A 21,861-nucleotide genomic window follows, 5' to 3' on the forward strand; every position below is an offset into this window, starting at 1 on the left:
GCTTAGCGCCATCATGCACGAACCCGCTTCGCGGGAGGGAGTGCGCGGCGAGTTTCGCATGATTATCTGAGGTTCTAGGCAGGCTGTTGGTGTTGCCTGACCATGACGTTCCCTTCAACGAGAGGRACGTTCAATGGCCAGCTTTCAACACGATACCCCGACCACACCGCTCCGTCAGCGCATGCAGGAAGACATGCTGATGCGAGGGTTGGGATCCCACACTCGGCAGGACTAMATCCGTCRCGTCCGACGCTTCGCTACGTTTCTTGGGCGTGCCCCGGACACCGCGACGGTCGAGGACATACGACGTTTCCAGTTGCATCAGCATGAGAACGGCGTAGGTCCTGCGACGATTAACAGCACGGTTTCGGCGCTACGCTTTCTGTTCATGGTGACGCTGAAGCGGCGGGATCTGGCGCGGGCGCTGGTGATAACGCGCAATCCGCGCAAGCTACCGGATGTGCTCAGTATTGAGGAAGCTGCCCGCTTACTGGAGGCGGCACCTGGTATCAAATACAAGGCCGCCCTCGGTGTGGCCTATGGCGCGGGCTTGCGCGTCTCCGAGGTCGCCCATCTCAAGGTCGATGACATCGACTCCAAACGCATGCTGANATACAAGGCCGCCCTCGGTGTGGCCTATGGCGCGGGCTTGCGCGTCTCCGAGGTCGCCCATCTCAAGGTCGATGACATCGACTCCAAACGCATGCTGACCTTCAACGACCTTCGCGGCACAGCGGTTACGCGCCTCGCTTTGTCTGGATGCACCTTGCCTGAGATCGCGACAATCACGGGTCATAGCCTGCGTGACGTTAATGCAATCCTCGATACTCACTATCTCAACCGGGACAGTGAACTCGGTGACAACGCCATTAAGAAGCTCGAAAAGAGAACAAAGTTTCCCAAATGAGCGCCCAAATGTTCCAAGCTGTTCTTAACGAAAAGAGAAAAACCGTAGCGATTACAGTGGCTGGGGAACCTGGAAAGTAATCCAACTTTTCCAACCCCTTGATCCGAAACAACCTATTGCAAACAAACAGCTTATTTTCTACGAGTGTTCCGGTTGGGTGTTCCGGAATAGTGCTACGGATGGGCGAAATTGGCAAGGGTTACATATCTCGAAAGGCGTGCGGCGACCTACTACGCGAGACTGGATGTCCCGCTTGACCTGGTCGCCCACTATGGCACCACGACGCGCAAGAAGTCGCTGCGCACCAAGGATGAGAACGAGGCGAAGAAGCGGCTTTGGCCCCTCATCGAGAGCTGGCGCTCTGAGTTTGACGAAGTTCGTGCTCGCCGCGAAATCACGTCCAACGACAAGGCGGTTGCCGTCTGGCAGCACTATGAGGCGACGCTTGACGGCTACGACCGCAAGCAGCGCGCCATGCCGACACCCGAACAGACGGACGCAGAATTGCAGCGTCTCTATCGCCGGATCGACGTAGGGGAAATCGCGTCCGAAAACTTCTTCGGCATGATCAACGCCTATACCGACTATGAGCTTATGCTTCGGGCACGCACCGACCACGCAACCCTTCGCGCCCGCCGTCTCAATGCCCTGAAGGCCGCGCTTACGTCCGGCGACGCGAAATTGATCGAGCCGGCAGTAATCGAGTTTGTTGCTCGGCATCGGCTACTTGTCGACCCGGGTTCCGATGAATACCGCGAGCTTTGCACCTTGATGATACGGGCGGAAGTGGAGGGGCTGCAGCGCACCCTGGAGCGTGACAAGGGAGATTTCACCGGGACCCCGAAAGATCCAATCGTTAAGCCCGCGACCGGGAGCGCCCGCGAAGCTTCGGCACCTGGCGAAACCATCATGGAGCTATTCGAGACTTACGCACGCGAAAACCCGAACCAGATCAAGCCCGACACGCTTGCGCAAGCTCGCCGGGACGTTGGCTTGTTCCTTGATTTTGTCGGCAACACGTTTCCGGTCCATCGGATCGACAAGAAGGCAGTTCGTGAGTGGAAGGACTTGCTGCTTCAGTATCCTGTGAAGGCGAGCGAAACGAAAGCCTTTGAGGGCATGAAGCTGGCGCAGATCGTCAAGCACAATGCCACAGTGAAGAAGCCTGCTATCAGCAAGACCACGGTCAACCGCTACTTGTCCGGCTTCAGCGCCTTTTGCACTTGGCTGACAAACCACGGCTATCTTACGGCTAACCCCGCCGCCGATATGTTCCTGAAGAAGTTGAAGGAGAAGACCACGAAGCCCTTCACGGTTGACGAAATGAACGCGCTGTTCAAGTCTCCGTTCTTCACTGGATGCCAGAACGATGAAGCGCCCCGGTTTTGGCGCAAGCCGGGCAACGTCCTTATCCGCGATCATCGCTACTGGGTGCCGCTTATCATGCTCTATTCCGGCGCGCGCCCGGCAGAGATAGCGCAGCTAGATATTGATGACGTCCGCGAGGATCGCGGCCATTGGATCATGCACATCACTACGGAAGGCGAGGGCGATAAGAGCGTGAAAACGGACGGCTCTATGCGGGTCGTGCCGGTTCATCCCGAATTGGTGAAGCTCGGCTTTCTCAAATATCATGCGGACATGAAGAAGCGCGCGGAGAAGCGGCTTTTCCCGCTCGCAGAGCGCAACGAACGCGGGCAGATGATCGCCGACCTCAGTCGCGACTTCCCGCGCTACCTGACGAAGATCGGCCTAAAGGACGGTCGCGGTTTGTCGCTATACAGCTTCCGGCACGGTGCCGCTGACGCCCTCCGCCGTGCTGGCTTCCTTGATGAGCAATTCGGCTTCATCCTAGGTCACACGTCCGGCACGATGACGCAGCGCTATGGCACCCTGCCGCAGGGGATGCTTGAGCATCGCGTGGAACTGGTAAACTCGATCTCCTATCCGGGGTTGATGGTGGATCACTTGAAGGCTGCAAGCGGGGTAGCGGAGGCGGCGTAGCCTTACGTCTCCTTTTGCTCGTCCATCGCCTTCCGGTCCAGTTCATAGCCGCGTCTCCAGCTTGGCGCGGCTTCGATCGCTGCCTGATAGCGCCAGCGTTGTTTCGTGCGCTCCTTGACCCAGGTGACTGACATCCGCTTACCCTGGTCTAGAGCTTCCTTGACGGCCTGCTGCATCTCCGAAGTCGGTTTCACCGGGACCACTCGAAGCCCCCGTATTTCGATCTGCTCCAGCATGAAGCGCGTCACTAGTGCTGCTTCGACATCTCCCAGGGCAAATCCTCTCTCGGCGAGACCGGTCCTCAACGCTTTCATGAGAGTGCGCCAAGTGTCGATATCTATCTTTGACGTGGCTATGTCGCCTTTAACCTCTTGCTGCAGCTGTTTCATTAGCCAGTCGACGTTCGCGCTGTCTGTGAAAAGGTGTGGTCAGCATTGTGAGGCCTCTTCTTTTTCGCTTTTCTCTTCTCCTCTTCGTCTTTTCAGGATTGCCCGTTTGTTCGCGCCCTTCGGGGGCGTGGGCGCAAATGGTTTCGAAGGTATCGTCTACCCCCTCTTTTGGGTGATACTGCAGGAGCACGAAATACACGAATTTCGCCGCGTAGATGCCCAAGATTTCAGATGTGAGCTTCGCCAGTTCCAGTGGGAAATAGTGCCTCCCCGCCACCAGGTTCATCATTTTCGCACCTGGCCCCACCCCCAACCGCATGGCGAGTTGCTCCAACGACATTCCGGATTTGTTCAGATGGTTGGATATTGTCTGACCTACGCGTATTGCGGCGTCAGGATCTCTATAAGGGCCCATTAAATTTCTCCGAGAATAAACCTAGTAAATTTAACTGATTCGCCTTTTTAATCAACTGTGCAAAATATAGTTGGAAAAATAATTAAGTGGTTACTTAGTTTTTGGCTTTAGATATTTCAACAATACTGAGTGATGCCAATCAGAAACTGCTATATATGTTCTCAGTGAAAACGAGTTGCGAGGAATGGGATGAAGTCGGAACATAACGCTGCGGTCGCGAAGTTCATTAAAGAGCATCTGGAGACCTCCGCCTACAGCATGGGCGAAATCGCCCTCTTGGTGGGCTCCCAGAGCATTGAAGTGGTTGAAGGCTTCGTTCGAGGCGACCTGAGGATTCCCCTCGATAAGGCCCTCCCATTGGCTCAGGCACTCGGCTGCGACAAGCGGAAGCTGTTCGTGCTGGTCCTGACGAGTTGGTTTGGAACTGAGTTCGTTAAGACTATAGAAGACGTCTTGGTCGATGGGTCGGCCTCTACTGCCGAACAGGGCTGGATTGACTTTTTGCGGGGATCTTTCGGCAACAACGTTCCGGAATTGACGCCCTCGCTGCGCCGTCGCCTTCGGCTGGTTGCAAGTTTGCCAAGCTGACAGGGCGTTTATCTGCGGATCTTCCGCACCATCACTTGAGAATGGCAGGCGAGGGACCCGAAGCCGATACAAGGACGGGATCAAGTGCTGTGCCAGGCTACGGGTTGTCTCCAGATTGGGGCGGACATCCGCGATGGGCTGAAGTTGTTTTGGTGGGAAAGAACCACGGGAGGATAGGAACTCGAATCGTCGGGGGCACGGAAGGCATCCCCATCAAGGGAGCTTGACCATTCCTAGGGCTTCGATGTTCCGACGCGTGGTCAAGCTTGAAAGGGTTGGTAAGCCAGCGGCACAGGAGGGTAGGTGGCGCCGGATGGTAGAGAACAAGAGGACGGCGCGCTGCGAGCGATCGTCCATGAGCGGCGAAAAGAGTGTGTGACGATCGCGAGGATTCGCAAGTCGGGCTCCCCCGAATACCAGACGAATGGAATCTGATGATCGTTGATCCGCCGACAATGTGTGGCATTTGAGGTGCGCGGATGTGTTTTCGATGCTGGTTATCAAGGCCTTCCGACACGATTGACCTCACCACCAGACAGTGGTGGCGTGACTTTCCACTCTAGAATAGCTTTCAGGGTCGAGTTTGGCGGGCGACCGACAGTGGGCACAACCGATACGAGTCCGCGAACCTTTACCTCGAAGGAAAAAAGCCAAATTCACGTTCATTCCGCAACTTCACGTAAAGTTAGCGACAAGGTCCGTCAAGTTTCCGCAACGATTGCGGATTTGCAAGCGGTTCGTTTTGCAATCTTTGATAGGTATTCTAGCCGAGTCTCGTTCACAACCTTTACATTCGTCGTCCGCATGTCAAGAAGAGGTAAAGGTCGCGCAAGGCATCTGGTAATCGACCCAATCAATAGCAGCATCATCGGCACTGTGATGCGTGGATCGTCGGTGCATCCCTGATTGCCTGTGTCGCGGATCGTTGACGCTTTCACGGCGAAAGCAAATGACGCTTCAGGTCGATTGAGCCGACCCGCGCTTTGTGGGCGAAACTTCCGTTTTGTAGCGCTCTCGAGGATACGCATATCGTGTGCGGCACCGAACCGACCTGGGCCTCAAGCTCAAGAGTTACAGCAAGAATTCATACTGTTCCGACGCACTTGTGCGTGCGTGCTCTGAGCTTTCAGATAGTCGCCATATGATCTTCAATCGACGTTGTAGATCATAAGTAGGACGTCCCCGGAGGGGAGCAAAGGACTACCCCGGCACTGCCGAGGAACGACCAATCGTCCTCGAGACTTCCGCAACGCGCATCCTGAAAGTCTTGTCGAGCTTGATTGTGGCCTCGACCATATAGTCGATCATTCCCGGCCAGCGCTCACGGTCGAAGATATTTCCCTCTCGCTCCGCCTTGATACGGCAAGCCCGCCGTCCTTCAAGTCGCTCCCATACAAGTGCCTCGCCAAATTCGGTCTCGATCGCATTGGCATCTGTGCATAGCGCGTTGAAGATCGTTTCGTTCAGATCACTTGCGCCGGTATCAATATAGACCTCAGATCTAACGGCCTCGCCGGTAACAACCAAATTGAAGCTGATACCACGGGTTCCAGAACCGGTGCCGAGCCAGTTGTCTCTCCTGGGGGAAATATTGCGGAGTAGTTGGCTTTTCGCGTTCATCGCGGTTAGCAACCGCGACCAGAATTCCAGGCGCAATGTATGCCTTGTTTTCTCCGCCTCGACGCCCTCCACCTCGGTCTGCGCCTTCGTCGCCAACCCAATCATGAAGTCCTCGGCGTCCTTGGTCGGGATGATTTGGTCTATGGTCAAAAACAAATCGTCACCTTGGGAGAAAGGCGATATCTTGAAACACTGGATGCGGAGCTTGAAGCTTGAGAGCCAGAGAACCGTGGATGTTACCTCCTTCCGGAAGTTCGCGGCTACCAACATCACGCGTTGTGTCACCCCTTTGTTCAAGATGACGTCTTGATATTCATCCTCCTCCAGAAAAGTGCAAAGCTGCTCTTCGGCGTTCGCACCGGGCACATTCCGATCTAGGTAGGATTGAAATATGTCGCGGATATCGTCAGTGGTCAGGCGGGCGCAGTAGGAGGCATATTTCAATGCTTGCCAGGTGACGTCCCGGCCAGTGTCGTCGAGCTTATTCTCAATTACTACAAGTGAGCCTTGCTTGTCGATCGCAAGGAGGTCGAGGCGTTCTTGGGTGTCCGAGAAGCCGGCGAACTCCTTCTGGATGATGAGCAAGTCCTCGCCAAGCGAGTCCGGCTGGTTTGCGATCCACTCTTGGAGATGCGCTCGCTCGCGAAACCCAAGCTCGGAGAATGAGCGCGGCGAGATCTTCTGTATGCGATTACCATCCTTATCAATCTTAAACATGTTCACCCCAATTGACTGCTTTCAGCATTTCGCAGGCGCGAGCGCATGAGTCAACTTGCAACCACCACCTGTTTGCTGCTTGATATAGGCCTGAGAGCTTGGGGTGGGGCGTCGCTGTGAAAATCATACGTGTATTGCGACTAATGCTGGCTGTTTCGCTACCATCTTTGTTCATGGCATCTCCGGGGTTGTCAGCGGAAAAGGTATTCGGCCCGTTTTCTATCAGCGAAACGGCCGCGGATGTGATCGTGCTCAATGGCGAGATCGACATCGGTTCAGCTCTTAACTTTCGACGCGCGCTGCAGGCCGCACCGAACGCGAAGCTCCTAACTCTCAATAGTCCAGGCGGCACCGTCCAAATGGCGCTGCTCGTCGCTGATGATGTTCACGAGCGTGGTATCTCAACTTACATCGCCAAAGAGAGTGGCTGCCATTCCGCATGTGCTCTCGTTTTTCTGGCTGGCGTCGAGCGTCAAGCGGATGGAGCGCTCGGTGTTCATCAGATCTCATCGGAATCAGGAGACCTGGTCAGCGCGCAACTATCAATCTCTGACATCCTCGATGTTCTCAATCGGTTCGGAACTCCGGTCGAGGTTATGACCTGGATGTTCAAGACGCCGCCAAACGATATGCACATATTCACTGCCGACGAGATCGCAAGCTACAAGATCAATCGCAAACGGCAGGAGCCTGCGCCGACAGCGTCGCAAGCTGCAACCTCGATCGAGTCCACCCCAACTGCCACGACTATTACCGTGACGCCCACGGTCACGCCGACAACGACAGCCACGACCGATCAGAAGCCAGTTGTTGGTGACCAGGCCCTCGCCAATTTATCGGCGATCGAAGATTATACGCGTCGCCCGACACGTATGGCGTTATACACCGGCCTCGACTTGTTCGGCGATGATCTCCGAGCAGAACGCATGGTCGATGCCGCACAATGCGCGAAGACTTGTCTTGCGATGAACGGCGTGTGCAAAGCGTTCACCTTCAACACGAACTCGAAGATCATAAAAGGGCCAAACTGCTTCCTGAAATCAAGCGAGGGTCGCGCGGACGGGAATGCTGTTGCGATCTCTGGTAAGTTTCTCAGCAGCGTCGAACCGGACCCGCAGGACTTCACGATAAGCACGATCGATCCAACTGCATCGCTCTTTAAAGACGTGGATCTACCAGGAGGCGATCTTTCTTCTCGGCCCGCGCAAATTGGTGGCAATGCTCAGCAGTGTCGGCTCACGTGCATCGATGACGGACGCTGCGTTGCGTTCACCTACATCAAGCGGAAGAAGGAGTGCTGGCTGAAGGGAGCGATCGGAGCGCCGCGATTTGGCGCGGGCATGGTGACAGGCGTGAAAGACGTTAAGTCGTTCGCAGCGACAAAGATTATCAGCTTGCAGTGAGAGGCGCAGTGTAGATCCCAGTTGAACTACTGGTGGTCAGTAAACCAATGAGCATCAATCGGAAAAAAATGGAATTATCTGTAGAAGAGTCCAGACCGCGCCGCAGCTGGGTTGAAGATGCAATGTCCGAGTTCCGCGTGATCGGCCATGACGCCTTCCTAGATAAATACGCGAAAGGAACGCCACCCAGGTGGGTCTACCTAGTCCACGAGGGCATCGAATATCCAGCGAAAGCACTTTGGGCCGCGGCTCTGTCGCATGGAGTGACGCCGACGACGACTCGCGGATTCAAGACGGGTCAGGGGCGGGCAGAACTTGAACGCTTGGGATTTATCGTTTTCACCGAGAGGCCAGGCAGCGATATCATCCGTGAAGCCCAGGTGGACCTCGATCAGATGGAATCTGAGGGAGAACGGCACATTCGTGAGATCGGTGTATTAAAAAGAAGCGCGGCTATCGTGGCTGCTGCAAAGAGACGCTCCCCATTGAAATGCGAGGTATGTGACTTCGATTTCGAGCAAACATATGGTGAGCTCGGTCGTGGCTACATTGAATGCCATCATATTGAACCTCTGAACTACCGCGGTGGAAACTCCGCTCCCACCCGAGTAGGAGATCTTGCACTGCTGTGCGCAAACTGTCATCGCATGGCGCATCGAAAGGGTCAGGTCGTGGCAGTCGAAGATCTGAGAAAGCACCTTCGCAAGTAGCGCGGCGACACATATCTTGATGAAAAACAGCGATATGGACGTGATGCCTCGCTGGCGCACCGGTAATTGCAGCGTCTTCTGAGTTTTCGGATTGTCGCCACGTGAACTTCAATCAATGCTGAAGATCAAGCGTAGGATGCCCTGGTGGGGAGCCAAGGAGTATTCCGGAGTTAGATCGCCAGAAATGAAGCGTCGCCAGTTGCCCAGCCCAGGCGAAGCTTCATGCCTTCGGGCAGTAGAACCTCGACGGGTTGGTCAGAAGTGACCGAGCAACCAAACAAAGACATGAAGGCTGCAAAGTCTTCGAACCACATTCTCGCGGGCGAGAACGAGTGAACGATCATAGCCGCCTCGTCGGTTTTGAAGCGCCGCGCTTCTATGATCGCCGACGCTGTTCGATGGAGGAGTTGATATCTGATCAGCGCATGGGGCTGTTCTGCAAGCCCGAGAAGCTCGCACAGGTGGTTCATCCGCAAGACCTTGCCGGGCGAGGCCTCGCGCATCCAGTCCCCGACACTTGGGCCGAATGGCTCGTTCACCTTACCTTCGATCGTCGCAGCGCAGGTGAGGTTGCCATGCCGTATCAAAGCGAAGACGTCGTTCTGGCTGTCGCGTGCTCCCCCAGGAAGAGGAACCTTGTGCTCAGGGAAGGCGAGAAGGAGTTCGCTTCCGTTGGGAAACAGTGCCGCGACTTCGGGCGGAAGGCCGGCGCTCGACTCCCAGCAGTGAGCGAGCGTTTTCGCCGAGTAACCTGTGCGCCATTGTTTCTCTGGCTCGGCAAGGAACTGTTGCCACGCTTCAGGTCCTGAGCTCGGGACGTAAATTCTATTGCGTTTGACCATTTAACCACCTGGGAAGAATTAGGCCTTCGTGGTCGGGACAGAGCATCGCGCCTACCGGGCGATTTCAGCGTCAACCAGTGCTCTCCACTTTGAAAGAACATTCTGATTATCAATCAACCAATTCCGTAATCTGGCAGCAGTAACGACTCCTGCACTGATAGCTTCGATTTGGGCGTAGAAGTCACGTTGATTATCGACAGGGGTGGTGGGTAGCGCCATCACGAGCCCTGGGTTGGGACGAATTTTTGTGGGCGTCTTCGCAGAGAAGATCGCTCCAAGCTCCGCTACGTCCGCCGACATAACGTCAACCACCGCCGAGGGAGCGACGCCCCACCCAGGAAACGTAACAGCCACGTAGTTCGCACGCTGATCCGATCCGCGGCCGAGTTCATGGGCAAAGCGCCTAGGGCGAATAGCCTCAGCTAAGCCACGTAGTGACGCAGCCTGGTCAAATATCATTGACGTGCTCTCCCGCGGGTTCGCCGTTTTCCGCATGCTGGGTCCGGGGAGAATTTCTGGTGCGATCGTCGCCAGCAGGGCAACATACTGCGCGTTGAAATCACCAACAATCTTGTCTGGAATGGGCGTATAGCCACGTCGGTGCTTGTGAATAGCTTGGTCGATAATCTCGGCACGGAATTGGTAGCGAGGCACCATCTCGCTCCCAGACTCATCCCGCAGTTCGCGCAGAAACTCTGCGATGAGCTCATAGGAGATCGTTGCGTCGAATTTTCCCGTGAAATTCGGAAATTGAGCTGCATAAGCGTTCGGGCAGACTATCATCATTGCTCGGCGCGCATATCCACCAGCTAAAGCATCGAGTTCCTCACGGTAGCTTTCAGCTTGATCGGGCTGTTCAGATGCATCGAGTTTGTTCTCGATCAGTAAAGCGGAACGGGTCTGATCGCTGTGCTCAATCTCCACAAAGATATCGATCTCTCGCCTGGATCGAGTGCGTCGTTTGCTGTGTTTTACATCCCATGACGCTATGGGTAAATTTATCCCTGCTTGCCGTGCAATCCACACGGTAAAATCCAGCGAAGCATGAATCTCCTCAACGAGAAGCAAGTCGATGTCGCGTTCGGTCGCGTGACTAAGCGTAGGAATGAATTCTTCGTTCAACGAGTTTCTCCGTCCAAGAAATCTGATCGTAAAGACTAACCTCGAAAAGCTTGCGGAACAATGTCGAACTGGAATACTAGCCGAACACACAAGGTCGTGCCGGGAGTGTGGCCCTGGTCAATTTCCGCGCCGGCATCAAGGGCCAATCGAGACTTGTAGATCGTTGGAAACCCTTGCGGTCTAAGGTTCAGAATGGCGGAGAGGGTGGGATTTGAACCCACGATACCCTTGCAGGTATGCCGCATTTCGAGTGCGGTGCTTTCGACCACTCAGCCACCTCTCCGGATCATCCTTGGTCGGCGCCATCAGCGCGAGGCGGTTCATAGCGGCAGTTTTTGGCGATGGCAATTCCACGACGGGAGTGGCCGGCGTGTGCCGGCCTAGGCGATCAGCACATCCCTTCGGCGCGCAGCAGCAACGATCCTCTCATGAACGCCATTAATTGCTGGAGAGATCATATAGCCGTTCTCCAGGTCACCGATCATAACCGAATGTTCCCGCGGTGCCATCAGCCAGTGCAACCCGATGAGACCGCAAATCATGGCGTCGATCTTGTCCTGATCAGCTTTCTTCGGCGACAAGTTGGCTGACGCCGCTGAACACCAGAGTTCGAGCTGGTCTAAGACATTGAGAGACCCGAAGATCCGGATAGTTTCTGCAACAGACTTCCAATGCTCAACCTTAAACACTCTCCGGTTGGCTGGATTGTATTTTGGAGCACCAAGACGCCGGCAGTAGGCATCGTCGATGGCGACCAAGGCCAGGGCTGGAAACACTTCAATTAAATAGAGCCCCTGCGATGCTGTCCGTGCGACCTCTGGGTCCTCAATAGCGCCGAGTGCCTGCTTGAATCGCCAGATCGGTGCGGCATCATCAAACATGCCGAGCTTTGATCGGTTGGCCGGTTGAACACCGCCACCCACCCAGGAGATGAGTGATCCAGCCACCTTGTCGACCGGGCGCGAGCCGCTGAAGTTCGGGACAATTGTCGGCTGATCGAGCGCCACGAGACATTTGCTGACCTGAGATCTCTCGGCCAAAACTATCTCAGCGGCTTCGCTGAACGAGGCCAGTCGGGGTTCTAGGTGAAGTCGCGCGCCCTGCGAGTCTAGACGGATAATGCAGAGCGCACCAGGCGCCTTTGGGTTGTCGGTCCACGCGGAGTCGAAACCGACAATAGATGTTTTAGTAATCATGGCTTATGACGATTTGTCGGAAAGGAGAGATCTGTGGGGATACCATTACAGTATAGTTTAGACATTCCAAAGCGGTGCCTCGATCTGCTGAGCTTTTGCGAGAAACATGTAGCCGCGAACGAAGAGCATGCGCGTCGCTATGGCGGTCCATTAGACACAACACTTCTTCTTGCGCTCGCATCTCAGATGATCCTCTTGCCAATCGAGCGCATCATGAAGCACTTGGATGAGGATGTCGTTGGCTACACAGATGATCGGCAGCTCTCGCCAGACGTTAGTCGCTCTATACAGGAAAGAATTCGAGGAAAGAAGCTACGAAACAATGCAGAATTAGCTGGATTTGGCTGGTCGTTCATTCCCAGAACACAGGTATTTCAGACATCTAATGAACTCCCGGAGGGCATTGCGAAATCACTGAGTAGCGATGAGGCCAATGCTTCTGCACAAGATATGCCCATGGACCAGTTCATATCGTGCCTCCGGAACTCGCTTGCGCATGGTGGAGTGATGTATCTGGATCAGCAGGGATATAGCTCAAGAAAAGCGGCTGAGATGTTGCTCTTCGTTAGCGCCAAACAAACGCGGCCAGCGCCTTTCGTAGATGAGAAAACGGGGAAAATCATCGTGCCGCTCCCTGTCACCGATGGACTTCGATTGCTAAGGATCGCCACAAGGGATTTTCGTCTCTTCTTGTCAAGTTGGACTGAGTGGCTAGACGAAGTGGGAATCTTAAAGGAGATTGCCGCTTGAAGGGCGTGCCACTTCGTCCAAACGATCAGCCTGGAGCTTGTAGATGACAACACTCACTCTTTCGCAGCTGGAAACCCATCTCTGGCGGGCAGCGGATATCCTGCGGGGATCGATCGATTCCGGCGATTACAAGCACTACATTTTCGGTCTTCTGTTCTTCAAGCGCCTCTCAGATGTCTGGGAGGAGGAGTATGAGGAGCGGCTGGCGCGCTACCACGATGCGGATCTCGCCGCTGATCCAGATGAGCACCGCTTCGACATTCCCAAGGGCCATTTTTGGAAGGATGTGCGCAAGCACACGACCGATATCGGCACGCATCTGAACGCCGCCTTTCGCGCCATTGAAGACGCAAACATGAAGCTGCGCGGCGTCTTCCAGGATGTCGATTTCAACAACAAGGAGCGCTTTCCGGATGCCATGCTGGAAAAGCTGCTTCAGCATTTCGAGACCTATCGGCTGCGCAACTCCGATGTCGAGCCGGATGTGCTGGGCCAGGCCTATGAATATTTGATCGCGCAGTTTGCCGATGATGCCGGCAAGAAGGGTGGCGAGTTCTATACGCCGAAGATGGTCGTGCGGCTGATCGTCGAATGTCTGAAGCCGGAAGAAGGCATGTCGATCTATGACCCCACCTGCGGCTCAGGCGGCATGCTCTTGGAGGCGGTGCATCATCTGGAGCGGCAGGGCAAGAACCCGAAGAGCCTTTCGCTGTTCGGCCAGGAGCGGAACCTCAATACCTGGGCCATCTGCCAGATGAACCTGTTCCTGCATGATATCGACGATGCGCAGGTGGCGCGCGGCGATACGCTGCTGGAGCCAAAACATCTGACCGGCGACAGTGTGAAGGCCATCCGCACCTTTGACCGGGTGCTGGCCAACCCGCCGTTTTCGCTGAAAAGCTGGGGCCATGATGTCTGGTCGAAGGGCGATGTTTTTGGCCGCGACCGTTATGGCTGCCCGCCGAAATCCTATGGCGATCTCGCCTTCGTGCAGCATATGGTGGCGAGCCTGAAGGCAGACGGCGTCTGCGGCGTGGTCCTGCCGCATGGCGTGCTGTTTCGCAGCGGGGCCGAAGGCAAGATCCGAGAGGGGCTGATCAAAGACGATCTTATCGAGGCCGTCATCGGCCTGGCACCCAACCTGTTTTATGGCGCGGGTATTCCGGCCTGTATCCTGATCCTGCGCAAGCAAAAGCCGGCGGCGCGCAAGGGCCAGATCCTGATCGTCAACGGCGCCGAGCATGTCGTCGAAGGCAAGGCGCAGAACCATCTGTCGGAGGCCAATGTCGCCACGCTGGCCAAGGTCTATGGCGACTTTGCTGATGCCGAACGGCTGGCGCGGGTGGTGACATCGAGCGAGATCGAAGCGAATGACTTCAACCTCAATATCAGCCGCTATGTGCATCTGGGTGAAGAGGCCGAGGAGGTCGACGTTGCGGCGGAAGTGGAAAAGCTGGTCGAGCTTCAAGCCGAGCGGGATGCAGAAGAAGCGCGGATGATGGGCTTTCTCCGGGAGCTTGGCTATGTCGCGTGAGGTGCCGACGGGCTGGACTTCGACAACGCTTGGCGAGCAGATCGTTGAAATGCGCGGAGGCGGGACCCCATCAAGGAAGGTCTCAGAATATTGGAACGGCAATATTCCTTGGGCAAGCGTGAAGGACCTGAAGGGCCGTCACATCGATAACACTGAGGAATCAATTTCTGAGGATGGTTTGCAGAACTCTGCCTCAAGTTTGATACCAAAGGGAACTCTTGTTCTTGCGACAAGGATGGCGGTTGGGAAGGTAGTGCGCTTCTCCCGAGATGTGGCGATCAATCAGGACCTGCGTGCGCTTTTCCCGCGGCCATCGCTTGATGTTGATTTCCTACATCAATGGTTTTCCTGGCAAGAGAGCCACATTGCGCGTTTAGGATCCGGCACCACTGTTGCTGGCATCAGACAGGAAACCATACGCGGCTTGCAATTAGCGTTACCGCCGCTCCACGAACAACGCCGCATCGCCGAAATCCTGTCCAGCGTCGATGCGGCCATTGCGGCAACGCGGGCTGTGATCGAGCAAACCAGAAAGGTCCGCTCCGAGATCCTTTCGACCTCCTTCCCTGAAGATCAGGCTGCCGGGCCGTCAACTGCGGATGACACCTTCGAAGGATGGTCGGTAGAACCTGCTTCAAGCATATGCGAGAGCATCATCGACTGCAAAAATCGCACTCCTCCGGTGACCGAAGATGGTTACGCAGTTGTCCGCACGCCAAACGTTCGTAACGGTCGCTTTCGATATGAAGGACTTCAGTTCACTGACAGGCAGAGCTTTCAAGAATGGACGGCGAAGGGAATGCCTAGAACAGGCGATATTCTTTTCACCCGAGAGGCTCCATATGGCGAGGTCTGCATGGCCCCTGCAATGGCGTTTTGTCTTGGGCAACGGATGATGTTCCTGCGCCCAGACACATCTCGCGTCAGCTCCGACTTCCTATTGTATGCGCTGCAGTCTGGGCCGGTAAAAAAGGAGATGTTCCGGCGGGCTGGCGGTTCTACAGTCGGCCATCTGCGAGTGGGAGATGTTCGTGAGCTGCCAATACCTGTGGCTCCCAGAGATGTTCAGTTGCGCTTGACTTCCACCCTCAGGTCGCTGGATGAGGCACTATACAGCAACGAGGAGAGCTTATCGCGCCTTGAGAACTGCAAATCTGCCCTGATGTCCGACCTGCTCACTGGCGGCAAGCGCGTCATCGACGCGCTTCTCATGGCAGCGGAGTAAAGCACCCCATGAGCTACGGTCCCGAATGGCATTTTGCCGAGCGTCCTACGATCGAGCATCTGAAAGCCATGGGCTATGGCCTTGTGGCCTCGTCGGAGCATGCGGCCCTTCGCGAGGGCGAAAACCAGGTTCTGTTTCGCCCGCACCTCATCGACGCGCTGATGCGTATCAACGGGATCGACCGCGCTTCTGCTGAGGCAGCCTACGGCGAGCTTGCGGCGATCAGCGACAACGACGTCTGGCTGAAGGTGCTGCGCGGCGACTATGCCCGCAAGGTGACCGGCCAGGAGACACGGCAGACGCTGCGGGTGATCGATTTTCTCGAGCCCGGCAACAACCAGTTTTCTGTGACGCATCAGCTGCGGGTGAAGGCTGAGAACACGCGCAAACCGGATGTCCTGGTTTATGTAAACGGCATTCCGCTGGTCGTGATCGAGGCCAAGAGCCCGCTGAATGTAAAGGACAAGACCGGCGAGGCTTTCGAGCAGATCAAGCAATATGAACAGGATATTCCGCGCCTATTCTTTTCCAATGTCTTCAACATCGTCACAGACGGAGCCCTGGTGCTCTATGGCGCGACAGGCTCCGGCTCGAAGTATTTCGCCGAGTGGCGCGATCCCTGGCCGAAGGTGGAGGGTGAATTCCCGGACACGCTGGCCAAGGGCCTCTGGTGCCTGCTGGAACCGAGCCGCCTGCTGGACCTGATCGCGCATTACGTCGTGTTCGAGAAGACCGAGACCGGCACGATCAAGAAAATCTGCCGCTACCAGCAGTTTCGCGCCGTCAACCGCATCATCGAGCGCGTGATCGAGGGCAAGCACCGGCAGGGCCTGATCTGGCACACGCAGGGCAGCGGCAAATCGCTGACCATGGTGTTTGCCGCGCTGAAGCTGAAGACGCATAGGACAATCCAGTCCGAAGCACTGACCAACCCGAACATTCTGGTGCTGACCGACCGGGTGGATCTGCATTCGCAGATCAGCGGCACCTTTGTCGCTTGCGGCCTGCCGAACCCGACGGCGATCGAGAGCATTAGGGATCTGCACACGTTGATCCGCAGCGGCAAGGACGGGCACACGGCGCTTTCCACCATCTTCAAGTTCCAGGGCTCGAAGGAGGCGATTGCGACTTCGGAAAACTGGATCGTAATGGTGGATGAGGCTCACCGCACCCAGGAAAAGGATCTCGGCGCCTATCTGCGCGCGACACTGCCGCATGCCCGCTTCTTCGGATTTACCGGCACGCCGGTGAAGAAGGACGACAAGAACACCTATGAGAACTTCGGCGTGCCGGGCGAAGGTTATCTCGACAAATACGGCATCGACGACGCCGTGGCCGATGGCGCAACCGTGCCGATCTATTACACGGGCCGCAAGACCGACTGGCATATCGACGAGGCGAAGATCGACATTCTGTTCGACACCTGGTTTGCCGAGCTCGATGATGACAAGCTGAATGAGATCAAGAAGCGTGGCGTGCAGATCGAGGATCTGGTCAAACATCCGCGCCGGATCGAGCTGATCGCCTATGATATCTGGACGCATTTCAAGGCCTACGCTCGCCCGGACGGATTCAAGGCGCAGATCGTCGCCATCGATCGCGAGGCGGTGATCCTCTACAAGCAGGCGCTGACCAAGGTCATTGCTGAGGATCTAAAGGACGAGGGCATGGAGCCTGCCGAGGCGCTGGCCCGTGCCGATGCCATGTCGGCCTGCGTCTATTCGATCAACCAGGAAGACAGCAAGCCGAGCGAGGATGCTCACAAGCAGGCGATCCGCACCGAGCTGAAGGCTAATTATCTGGATGCCGAGGCCGAAAAGCTGGCGAAGAAGGCCTTTGGCCGCAAGGGCGACGATCCGCAGTTCCTCATCGTCTGCGACAAGCTCTTGACCGGCTTCGACTGCCCGATCGAAAGCGTGATGTATCTCGACAAGCCGCTGAAGGAGCACGGGTTGTTGCAGGCGATAGCGCGCACCAATCGTGTTTCGGATGCCAAGAAGCGCAACGGGCTGATCGTCGACTACATCGGTGTCTCCGGCCATCTCGAGGAAGCGCTCTCCTCCTATCGCGCCGATGACGTGAGGAACGCTATGCGCGACCTGGACGATCTGCGTAATCAGCTGCGGGCCGCGCATTCCGCCGTCGCCGCGCTGATGAAGCCGCTCAAGCGCAAAGCGAGCGACAAGGACGCGCTGAAGGCGGAATATGATGCCTTTGTGAAGCTGCTCGGCACCGAGGACAAATGGTTCGACTTCAAGGCGAAGGCCCGCAGTTTCATCGCGCTCTATGAAACGCTGAGCCCTGACCCGAGCGTTCTCGAGTTCACCGCCGATCTGAAATGGGTGGCGAACTTCCTGCTCTATGGCACGCAGCACTTCGAAAAGCGCCAGGCCTTCGACCAGATGAACTACAGCGAAAAGATCCGCGAGATGCTGGAGAAGCATCTCGAGGCAACGGGTCTTAGCGTCACCGTCAAGCTGCGCCACATCACCGATCCGGAGTTCTGGGAGGATTTCGATCCCGAGGGCAAGAGAGAGGAAGACCTGATGACGGCCGCGATCCGCAAGACGACGGAGCTGCGCAAGACGGTCACCGAGCGGATCGACGCCAGTCCGCATCAATATGCCAAATTCTCCGAGCGCCTTCGCCAGCTTCTGGAAAAGCTCGAAAGCGCGCAGCTCTCCTGGTCAGAGAAACTGAAGGCAGCCGAAGAGCTGGCGAAGGACATCACCGCGGAGGACGCCGCTTATGTCGAGGCGGGTCTCTCTCCTGGCGCCTATGGCATCCTGCAGATCCTCAACGGCTTCACCTCGGGGACGGAAGGTGAGGATCTGGCGATCCGGCTGGAAGTTCTCTACACCAATCAGGCAACAGCACCGTTCGGCTGGTGGCAGAAGGATGGTCTGCGCAGGAGCTTGCGCCAGCAGGTGCGCTTCATGGCGCATGAAGCCGGCCTGACGCAGCTCAGGGAGATCCCGGAAGAGGTCGAGGCTTACGCGCTCAAGCATTTTGCGAGGCAGTGACATGGCCGTCTATCGCATCGGCGACCGCGAGATCGAATACACGCTGAGGCGCTCGCCCAGGGCTCGGAAAGCCAGTATCAGCGTCACGCCAAAATCCTTTGAGCTCATGGTGCCGGAGAGCGCCACCGAAGAGCAGATTAGCGCCGTGCTGGACCGCCGACGTGCCTGGATCATCGAAACCGTGCAGCACATGGCTGAACGCGCCAAGGCTCAGGCCCGCGTCTACCAGTTCGTCACCGGCGCCAAGATCCCCTATCGTGGGCGGATGACGAGGCTCACCATCGAGCCCTTCGACGGCTCCCTCGTCGAGGTCAAGTTTCGCAACGGTTTCCAGATCCACAAGCCCGCCGATCTATCACCGGCGTCGTCTGACAGCATCATCGAGAGCGCACTCAGGCTGTGGTTAAAGCGCCGTGTGAGGGACGACGCTCGTGATTTCGTCCGCAAGCATGGCGAGCGGCATGGGTTTAAGCCGCGCGGGGTGCAGATCAAGGACCAGAAGCACATGTGGGGCAGCTGCGGCCGGGATCGGCAGATCAATCTCAACTGGCACTTGATCTTCGCTCCGAAGCCCGTGCTCGAATATGCGGTGGTCCACGAAATGTGCCACCTGAGGCACCGCAATCACGAGCCGGAATTCTGGGACCTTGTAGGGCGCATGTTGCCGGACTGGCAGGATCGCAAGGTCTGGCTCGACAAGAACGAGCACATGCTGGGTTGGGAAAAAGTGGAGCCGCAAAATGCCAGCTGAACCTCGATCACCACGCCTTGCCGTGCTCATCGACGCCGACAATGCTTCTGCCAAGATCGCCGACGGTCTGTTCGAGGAGATCGCAAAGATCGGCGAGGCTAGCGTGCGCCGGATCTATGGTGACTTCGCAACCGCTCGGTCGAAGGCCTGGACCGACGTGCTGTCGAGACACGCCATCATCCCGCAGCAGCAATTCGCCTATACGACAGGCAAGAACGCGTCCGACATCACGTTGGTTATCGACGCGATGGACCTACTGCACAGCGGCCGGTTTGATGGCTTCTGCCTGGTATCGTCCGACAGCGACTTCACGCGCCTGGCTGCACGTATACGCGAGCAAGGTGTCGACGTGTTCGGCTTCGGCGAACAGAAGACTCCTGAGAGTTTTCGGCAGGCATGCCGTCGATTCATCTACACAGAGAACCTGTTGCCGGTCGCAACGTCCAATGACAGCGACGCGAGCGGCACGTCGAAGTCGCTCCAGGCACCGAGTGCTGCTACGCCGATTATCAAGAAGGTTATCGGTCAGATGGAAACCGAGGACGGTTGGGTGCCGCTCGGCGCCGTCGGAACTCAGCTTGCCAACTTGGCGTCGGACTTCGATCCGCGAACTTACGGCTTCCGCAAGCTGAGTGATCTCGTCCGAAAGACAGGCGCATTCGAGGTGGAACACTTTGAAGGAAAGCCGCTACGGATCCGTGTTAAGCAGGCTAGTTCGAAGAAGAAGGTTGGTAGCTGACCTGGATGCTGCCGCTGTGACTCAGAGTCGCTCGCTGGCTGGCTCCGCGCGCTTCTGCTCGAAATGGCAGGCTCGTCAGCGAGTCTCACCGCGCTCCAGGATGAAACGACAAGAGACGCCTATCTGGCACAGGTGCAAAAGCTTGTTGAGCGTTTCCGATCGTTGGCGAAAGATCGTTCTTAGGGAAGCGCCAACCGGAATGGTGTCCTCCACCGGTTGGCCACCCACACAATGCTGCTACGCGCTCAGCAAAGCTGCCTTTAACCGGCTATGGTCGATCTTTAGAAAGGCGTCACGGAACTTTTCATATTCGTTACCGAGACGTGCTTTAAGGATATTGGCGGCACGTTCAGCAATCAGCTTCATCTTCTCCTCGCCCTGCACCGTCGCTTCCTCACGCTGCTTGGCCTGTGAGACCTTCTGTTGCGCGGCACGCTCCTTCTGAGCCTTTTTCGTTGCCCAGCGCTTTCGCTCTGCCTCTATCTCGAGATCGGACTTTCCTTCAGCCTGCAAGGCCTGTTCGTGTTTTTGCCAAGCACGCTCCTCCAGTTTCCCCATGCGCTCCGCTTCGCGCCTCTGGCGTTCGTCGCTCTTTGCGGCGGCGAGGCGAGATTCAATTTCCTTCTGGCTAGGTGACGAGCCGCTTACAATTTCGTCGATAACAAACTGCTTGACCTCGCCCGGCGCACCCCTCGCTGCAAGCTTGTAGATAATAGTGGGCGGCAAAACATCAACAACCTCCGGCACGGCGCCGAATGCCGTCGCAGCATTCATGTAGTTCTGAGCAGTGCGCTCTGACATCCCGAAGTGATGGCTCAGCCAATTGCCGAAACTTCCGTGCGCAAGCTTGTCCTTTATGACGCAGAGATCATGACCGGTTTCGATAATGCTTGCGCGGTGACGATTGCGGATCCGGTCGGCTGCCGCCTCTGCCTCTTCGGCAACCTCAGGCGATACTCCAGTGTAATCAAAGCCTGAAGCTACAGAAATCGAAGGCGCCAAGGCTTCCGTCCCGGCTGAGTTGCTTGGCGTGTTGCCATCCGGGATGTTCTCGATAGTGTTAGAGAAGTCCAAGTCTTCAAGGTTATTGTCGAAGCGATCGGTCATAAGAGTCTCCTGGCTGACAAATGTATTGGAAAAACCGCAATCGTTGCGGATTTTTGGGTGAGTTGACGGGCGAGCGAAACCTGGCCGGCAATCAAGCCAGCTGAAACTTTCGCGTTCGATTGGGTTGTCTGCGGCAGGTAGAGGCGCGTTATCCTGAACGCCTCCGAAATGTGTGACGGTGGCGCCGCAACTCCACCAGGCGAGAGGCTATTCGCCCGCCAATTTCCATTGCGGAAATGACCAGCGCACCTGCTTGTCGAGGTGCTCGATCGTCTTCTGAAGCCGGACGACTTCTGCCAGTGCGGCTTTTTTGACGTTTGCATTAGAGAGATCGGCGTTTTCGATCTCCTTCAATCGGTCGTTGATCTGTTTGCGCTTATATTCGTTGATGATGCGAGCAAGCTCGGAGGCCGCGTCAATCAAGCAACCTACCATGATTTCCCCCCGGGCAAGCGCCCCACCACCGCGGGCGTAAGGGCTGCGATCGGGCTCGTCTTCAAAGCTCCGCTCGATTTCACCAGTCAGGGATTTGGGGTTGCTGTCATCTTCAATGTCCGGGGCTTCCATGCCTGCCATATCGAAGCACTGCGCAAAGTCGGAGAACCCGCCGGCCTGCCCTTGGAACCATTCGTGAAACGGGTCACCTGCAGGTATTCCCAGGTCGAGGCTATCCGGATGCTTCAGCACACCTTTCTTTTTCTCCTTTTGTCGCTGATAGTGAAGACGCTGTCGTTCTGCATTGGTGAGTGCCATGGTCGATCTCCGTTGATGACCGTTAGTATTACAACCTAACGGACCGTGTCAATAACAACATAACGG

At 56.3% G+C, this 21,861-nt stretch carries 19 protein-coding genes, 1 tRNA gene and 1 pseudogene; 12 read left to right on the top strand and 9 right to left on the bottom strand.

Features of this window, described 5'->3' with window-relative positions:
• Positions 1-181 precede the first annotated feature (181 nt).
• From ASD36_RS08570 to ASD36_RS08575, 3 genes and pseudogenes are all read left to right on the top strand, one after another.
• The coding region (locus tag ASD36_RS08570) for a phage integrase N-terminal SAM-like domain-containing protein (protein ID WP_277995992.1) at positions 182-611 on the top strand (430 nt) is incomplete at its 3' end.
• A 1-nt stretch (position 612) separates the two neighbouring features.
• Positions 613-907, top strand: a pseudogene (locus ASD36_RS31305) (hypothetical protein); the annotation flags it as partial.
• A gap of 189 nt (positions 908-1,096) precedes the next feature.
• Positions 1,097-2,911 carry a DUF6538 domain-containing protein gene (locus tag ASD36_RS08575; protein ID WP_060508785.1) on the top strand — a complete coding sequence of 605 codons (1,815 nt, stop codon included), beginning with the start codon at positions 1,097-1,099 and terminating at the stop codon, positions 2,909-2,911.
• Positions 2,912-2,913: 2 nt separating this feature from the next.
• Here ASD36_RS08575 and ASD36_RS08580 read toward each other — a convergent pair whose 3' ends face one another.
• Together ASD36_RS08580 and ASD36_RS08585 are read right to left on the bottom strand one after the other, a co-directional pair.
• Positions 2,914-3,225 carry a hypothetical protein gene (locus ASD36_RS08580; RefSeq protein WP_156393822.1) on the bottom strand — a complete coding sequence of 104 codons (312 nt, stop codon included), beginning with the start codon at positions 3,223-3,225 and terminating at the stop codon, positions 2,914-2,916.
• A 49-nt stretch (positions 3,226-3,274) separates the two neighbouring features.
• The gene (locus ASD36_RS08585; RefSeq protein WP_156393823.1) at positions 3,275-3,634 is read right to left on the bottom strand and encodes a hypothetical protein; all 360 of its coding nucleotides are present in this window, start codon (positions 3,632-3,634) and stop codon (positions 3,275-3,277) included.
• Between the two features lie 270 nt (positions 3,635-3,904).
• Between ASD36_RS08585 and ASD36_RS08590 the strand changes: the two genes are divergently transcribed.
• Positions 3,905-4,303 carry a hypothetical protein gene (locus ASD36_RS08590; protein WP_060508791.1) on the top strand — a complete coding sequence of 133 codons (399 nt, stop codon included), beginning with the start codon at positions 3,905-3,907 and terminating at the stop codon, positions 4,301-4,303.
• 1,200 nt (positions 4,304-5,503) lie between these two features.
• Here the strand turns inward: ASD36_RS08590 and ASD36_RS08595 are convergent.
• Positions 5,504-6,640, bottom strand: a complete 1,137-nt coding sequence (locus tag ASD36_RS08595; RefSeq protein ID WP_060508793.1) for a DUF4268 domain-containing protein — start codon at positions 6,638-6,640, stop codon at positions 5,504-5,506.
• 116 nt (positions 6,641-6,756) lie between these two features.
• Here ASD36_RS08595 and ASD36_RS08600 point away from each other — a divergent pair, with 116 nt between their 5' ends.
• On the top strand, positions 6,757-8,043 hold the full coding sequence (locus ASD36_RS08600; protein WP_244489769.1) for a PAN domain-containing protein: 1,287 nt from the start codon (positions 6,757-6,759) through the stop codon (positions 8,041-8,043).
• A gap of 47 nt (positions 8,044-8,090) precedes the next feature.
• Positions 8,091-8,753 (top strand): HNH endonuclease, encoded by a 663-nt coding sequence (locus tag ASD36_RS08605; RefSeq protein ID WP_082562719.1) that lies wholly within the window; start codon positions 8,091-8,093, stop codon positions 8,751-8,753.
• 170 nt (positions 8,754-8,923) lie between these two features.
• On the opposite strand, the gene ASD36_RS08610 is transcribed toward ASD36_RS08605, so the two are convergent.
• The 4 genes from ASD36_RS08610 to ASD36_RS08625 form a co-directional block, all read right to left on the bottom strand.
• Positions 8,924-9,595 (bottom strand): hypothetical protein, encoded by a 672-nt coding sequence (locus ASD36_RS08610; protein WP_060508797.1) that lies wholly within the window; start codon positions 9,593-9,595, stop codon positions 8,924-8,926.
• A 51-nt stretch (positions 9,596-9,646) separates the two neighbouring features.
• The gene (locus ASD36_RS08615; protein ID WP_060508799.1) at positions 9,647-10,717 is read right to left on the bottom strand and encodes a PD-(D/E)XK nuclease family protein; all 1,071 of its coding nucleotides are present in this window, start codon (positions 10,715-10,717) and stop codon (positions 9,647-9,649) included.
• 193 nt (positions 10,718-10,910) lie between these two features.
• A tRNA-Ser gene (locus tag ASD36_RS08620) sits at positions 10,911-11,000 on the bottom strand.
• Between the two features lie 97 nt (positions 11,001-11,097).
• Positions 11,098-11,913 carry a DUF429 domain-containing protein gene (locus ASD36_RS08625; protein WP_060508801.1) on the bottom strand — a complete coding sequence of 272 codons (816 nt, stop codon included), beginning with the start codon at positions 11,911-11,913 and terminating at the stop codon, positions 11,098-11,100.
• 33 nt (positions 11,914-11,946) lie between these two features.
• Here ASD36_RS08625 and ASD36_RS08630 point away from each other — a divergent pair, with 33 nt between their 5' ends.
• The 6 genes from ASD36_RS08630 to ASD36_RS08655 are packed head-to-tail and all read left to right on the top strand — an operon-like array spanning position 11,947 to position 19,935.
• On the top strand, positions 11,947-12,663 hold the full coding sequence (locus ASD36_RS08630; protein WP_060508804.1) for a hypothetical protein: 717 nt from the start codon (positions 11,947-11,949) through the stop codon (positions 12,661-12,663).
• A gap of 43 nt (positions 12,664-12,706) precedes the next feature.
• A complete protein-coding gene (locus tag ASD36_RS08635) occupies positions 12,707-14,197 on the top strand; it encodes a type I restriction-modification system subunit M (RefSeq protein ID WP_060508806.1) in 1,491 nt (496 codons plus the stop codon).
• Complete coding sequence (locus ASD36_RS08640) at positions 14,187-15,422, top strand: restriction endonuclease subunit S (RefSeq protein WP_060508808.1); 1,236 nt, start codon at positions 14,187-14,189, stop codon at positions 15,420-15,422. The genes ASD36_RS08635 and ASD36_RS08640 overlap by 11 nt, the downstream gene beginning before the upstream one ends.
• Before the next feature lie 8 nt (positions 15,423-15,430).
• A complete protein-coding gene (locus tag ASD36_RS08645) occupies positions 15,431-18,445 on the top strand; it encodes a type I restriction endonuclease subunit R (protein WP_060508810.1) in 3,015 nt (1,004 codons plus the stop codon).
• A 1-nt stretch (position 18,446) separates the two neighbouring features.
• Positions 18,447-19,196 carry a SprT family zinc-dependent metalloprotease gene (locus ASD36_RS08650; protein WP_060508812.1) on the top strand — a complete coding sequence of 250 codons (750 nt, stop codon included), beginning with the start codon at positions 18,447-18,449 and terminating at the stop codon, positions 19,194-19,196.
• Positions 19,186-19,935, top strand: a complete 750-nt coding sequence (locus ASD36_RS08655; RefSeq protein WP_060508814.1) for an NYN domain-containing protein — start codon at positions 19,186-19,188, stop codon at positions 19,933-19,935. Before ASD36_RS08650 ends, ASD36_RS08655 begins: the two co-directional genes overlap by 11 nt.
• A 237-nt stretch (positions 19,936-20,172) precedes the next feature.
• On the opposite strand, the gene ASD36_RS08660 is transcribed toward ASD36_RS08655, so the two are convergent.
• Positions 20,173-21,042, bottom strand: coding sequence for a DUF3102 domain-containing protein (locus tag ASD36_RS08660; protein ID WP_060508816.1), 870 nt, complete (start codon positions 21,040-21,042; stop codon positions 20,173-20,175).
• 207 nt (positions 21,043-21,249) lie between these two features.
• Positions 21,250-21,795, bottom strand: a complete 546-nt coding sequence (locus ASD36_RS08665) for a hypothetical protein (protein ID WP_060508818.1) — start codon at positions 21,793-21,795, stop codon at positions 21,250-21,252.
• Between the last annotated feature and the right edge of the window lie 66 nt (positions 21,796-21,861).

This window comes from Rhizobium sp. Root1334 (genome assembly GCF_001426665.1).
GTDB lineage: Bacteria > Pseudomonadota > Alphaproteobacteria > Rhizobiales > Rhizobiaceae > Pararhizobium.

Bases quoted from the DNA above. Each gene is read 5' to 3' on its own strand.
- ASD36_RS08665 (WP_060508818.1), bottom strand. From the start codon at position 21,795: ATGGCACTCACCAATGCAGAACGACAGCGTCTTCACTATCAGCGACAA.
- ASD36_RS08590 (WP_060508791.1), top strand. From the start codon at position 3,905: ATGAAGTCGGAACATAACGCTGCGGTCGCGAAGTTCATTAAAGAGCAT.
- ASD36_RS08580 (WP_156393822.1), bottom strand. From the start codon at position 3,225: ATGAAAGCGTTGAGGACCGGTCTCGCCGAGAGAGGATTTGCCCTGGGA.
- ASD36_RS08605 (WP_082562719.1), top strand. From the start codon at position 8,091: ATGAGCATCAATCGGAAAAAAATGGAATTATCTGTAGAAGAGTCCAGA.
- ASD36_RS08595 (WP_060508793.1), bottom strand. From the start codon at position 6,640: ATGTTTAAGATTGATAAGGATGGTAATCGCATACAGAAGATCTCGCCG.
- ASD36_RS08610 (WP_060508797.1), bottom strand. From the start codon at position 9,595: ATGGTCAAACGCAATAGAATTTACGTCCCGAGCTCAGGACCTGAAGCG.
- ASD36_RS08625 (WP_060508801.1), bottom strand. From the start codon at position 11,913: ATGATTACTAAAACATCTATTGTCGGTTTCGACTCCGCGTGGACCGAC.
- ASD36_RS08655 (WP_060508814.1), top strand. From the start codon at position 19,186: ATGCCAGCTGAACCTCGATCACCACGCCTTGCCGTGCTCATCGACGCC.
- ASD36_RS08650 (WP_060508812.1), top strand. From the start codon at position 18,447: ATGGCCGTCTATCGCATCGGCGACCGCGAGATCGAATACACGCTGAGG.
- ASD36_RS08635 (WP_060508806.1), top strand. From the start codon at position 12,707: ATGACAACACTCACTCTTTCGCAGCTGGAAACCCATCTCTGGCGGGCA.
- ASD36_RS08640 (WP_060508808.1), top strand. From the start codon at position 14,187: ATGTCGCGTGAGGTGCCGACGGGCTGGACTTCGACAACGCTTGGCGAG.
- ASD36_RS08645 (WP_060508810.1), top strand. From the start codon at position 15,431: ATGAGCTACGGTCCCGAATGGCATTTTGCCGAGCGTCCTACGATCGAG.
- ASD36_RS08660 (WP_060508816.1), bottom strand. From the start codon at position 21,042: ATGACCGATCGCTTCGACAATAACCTTGAAGACTTGGACTTCTCTAAC.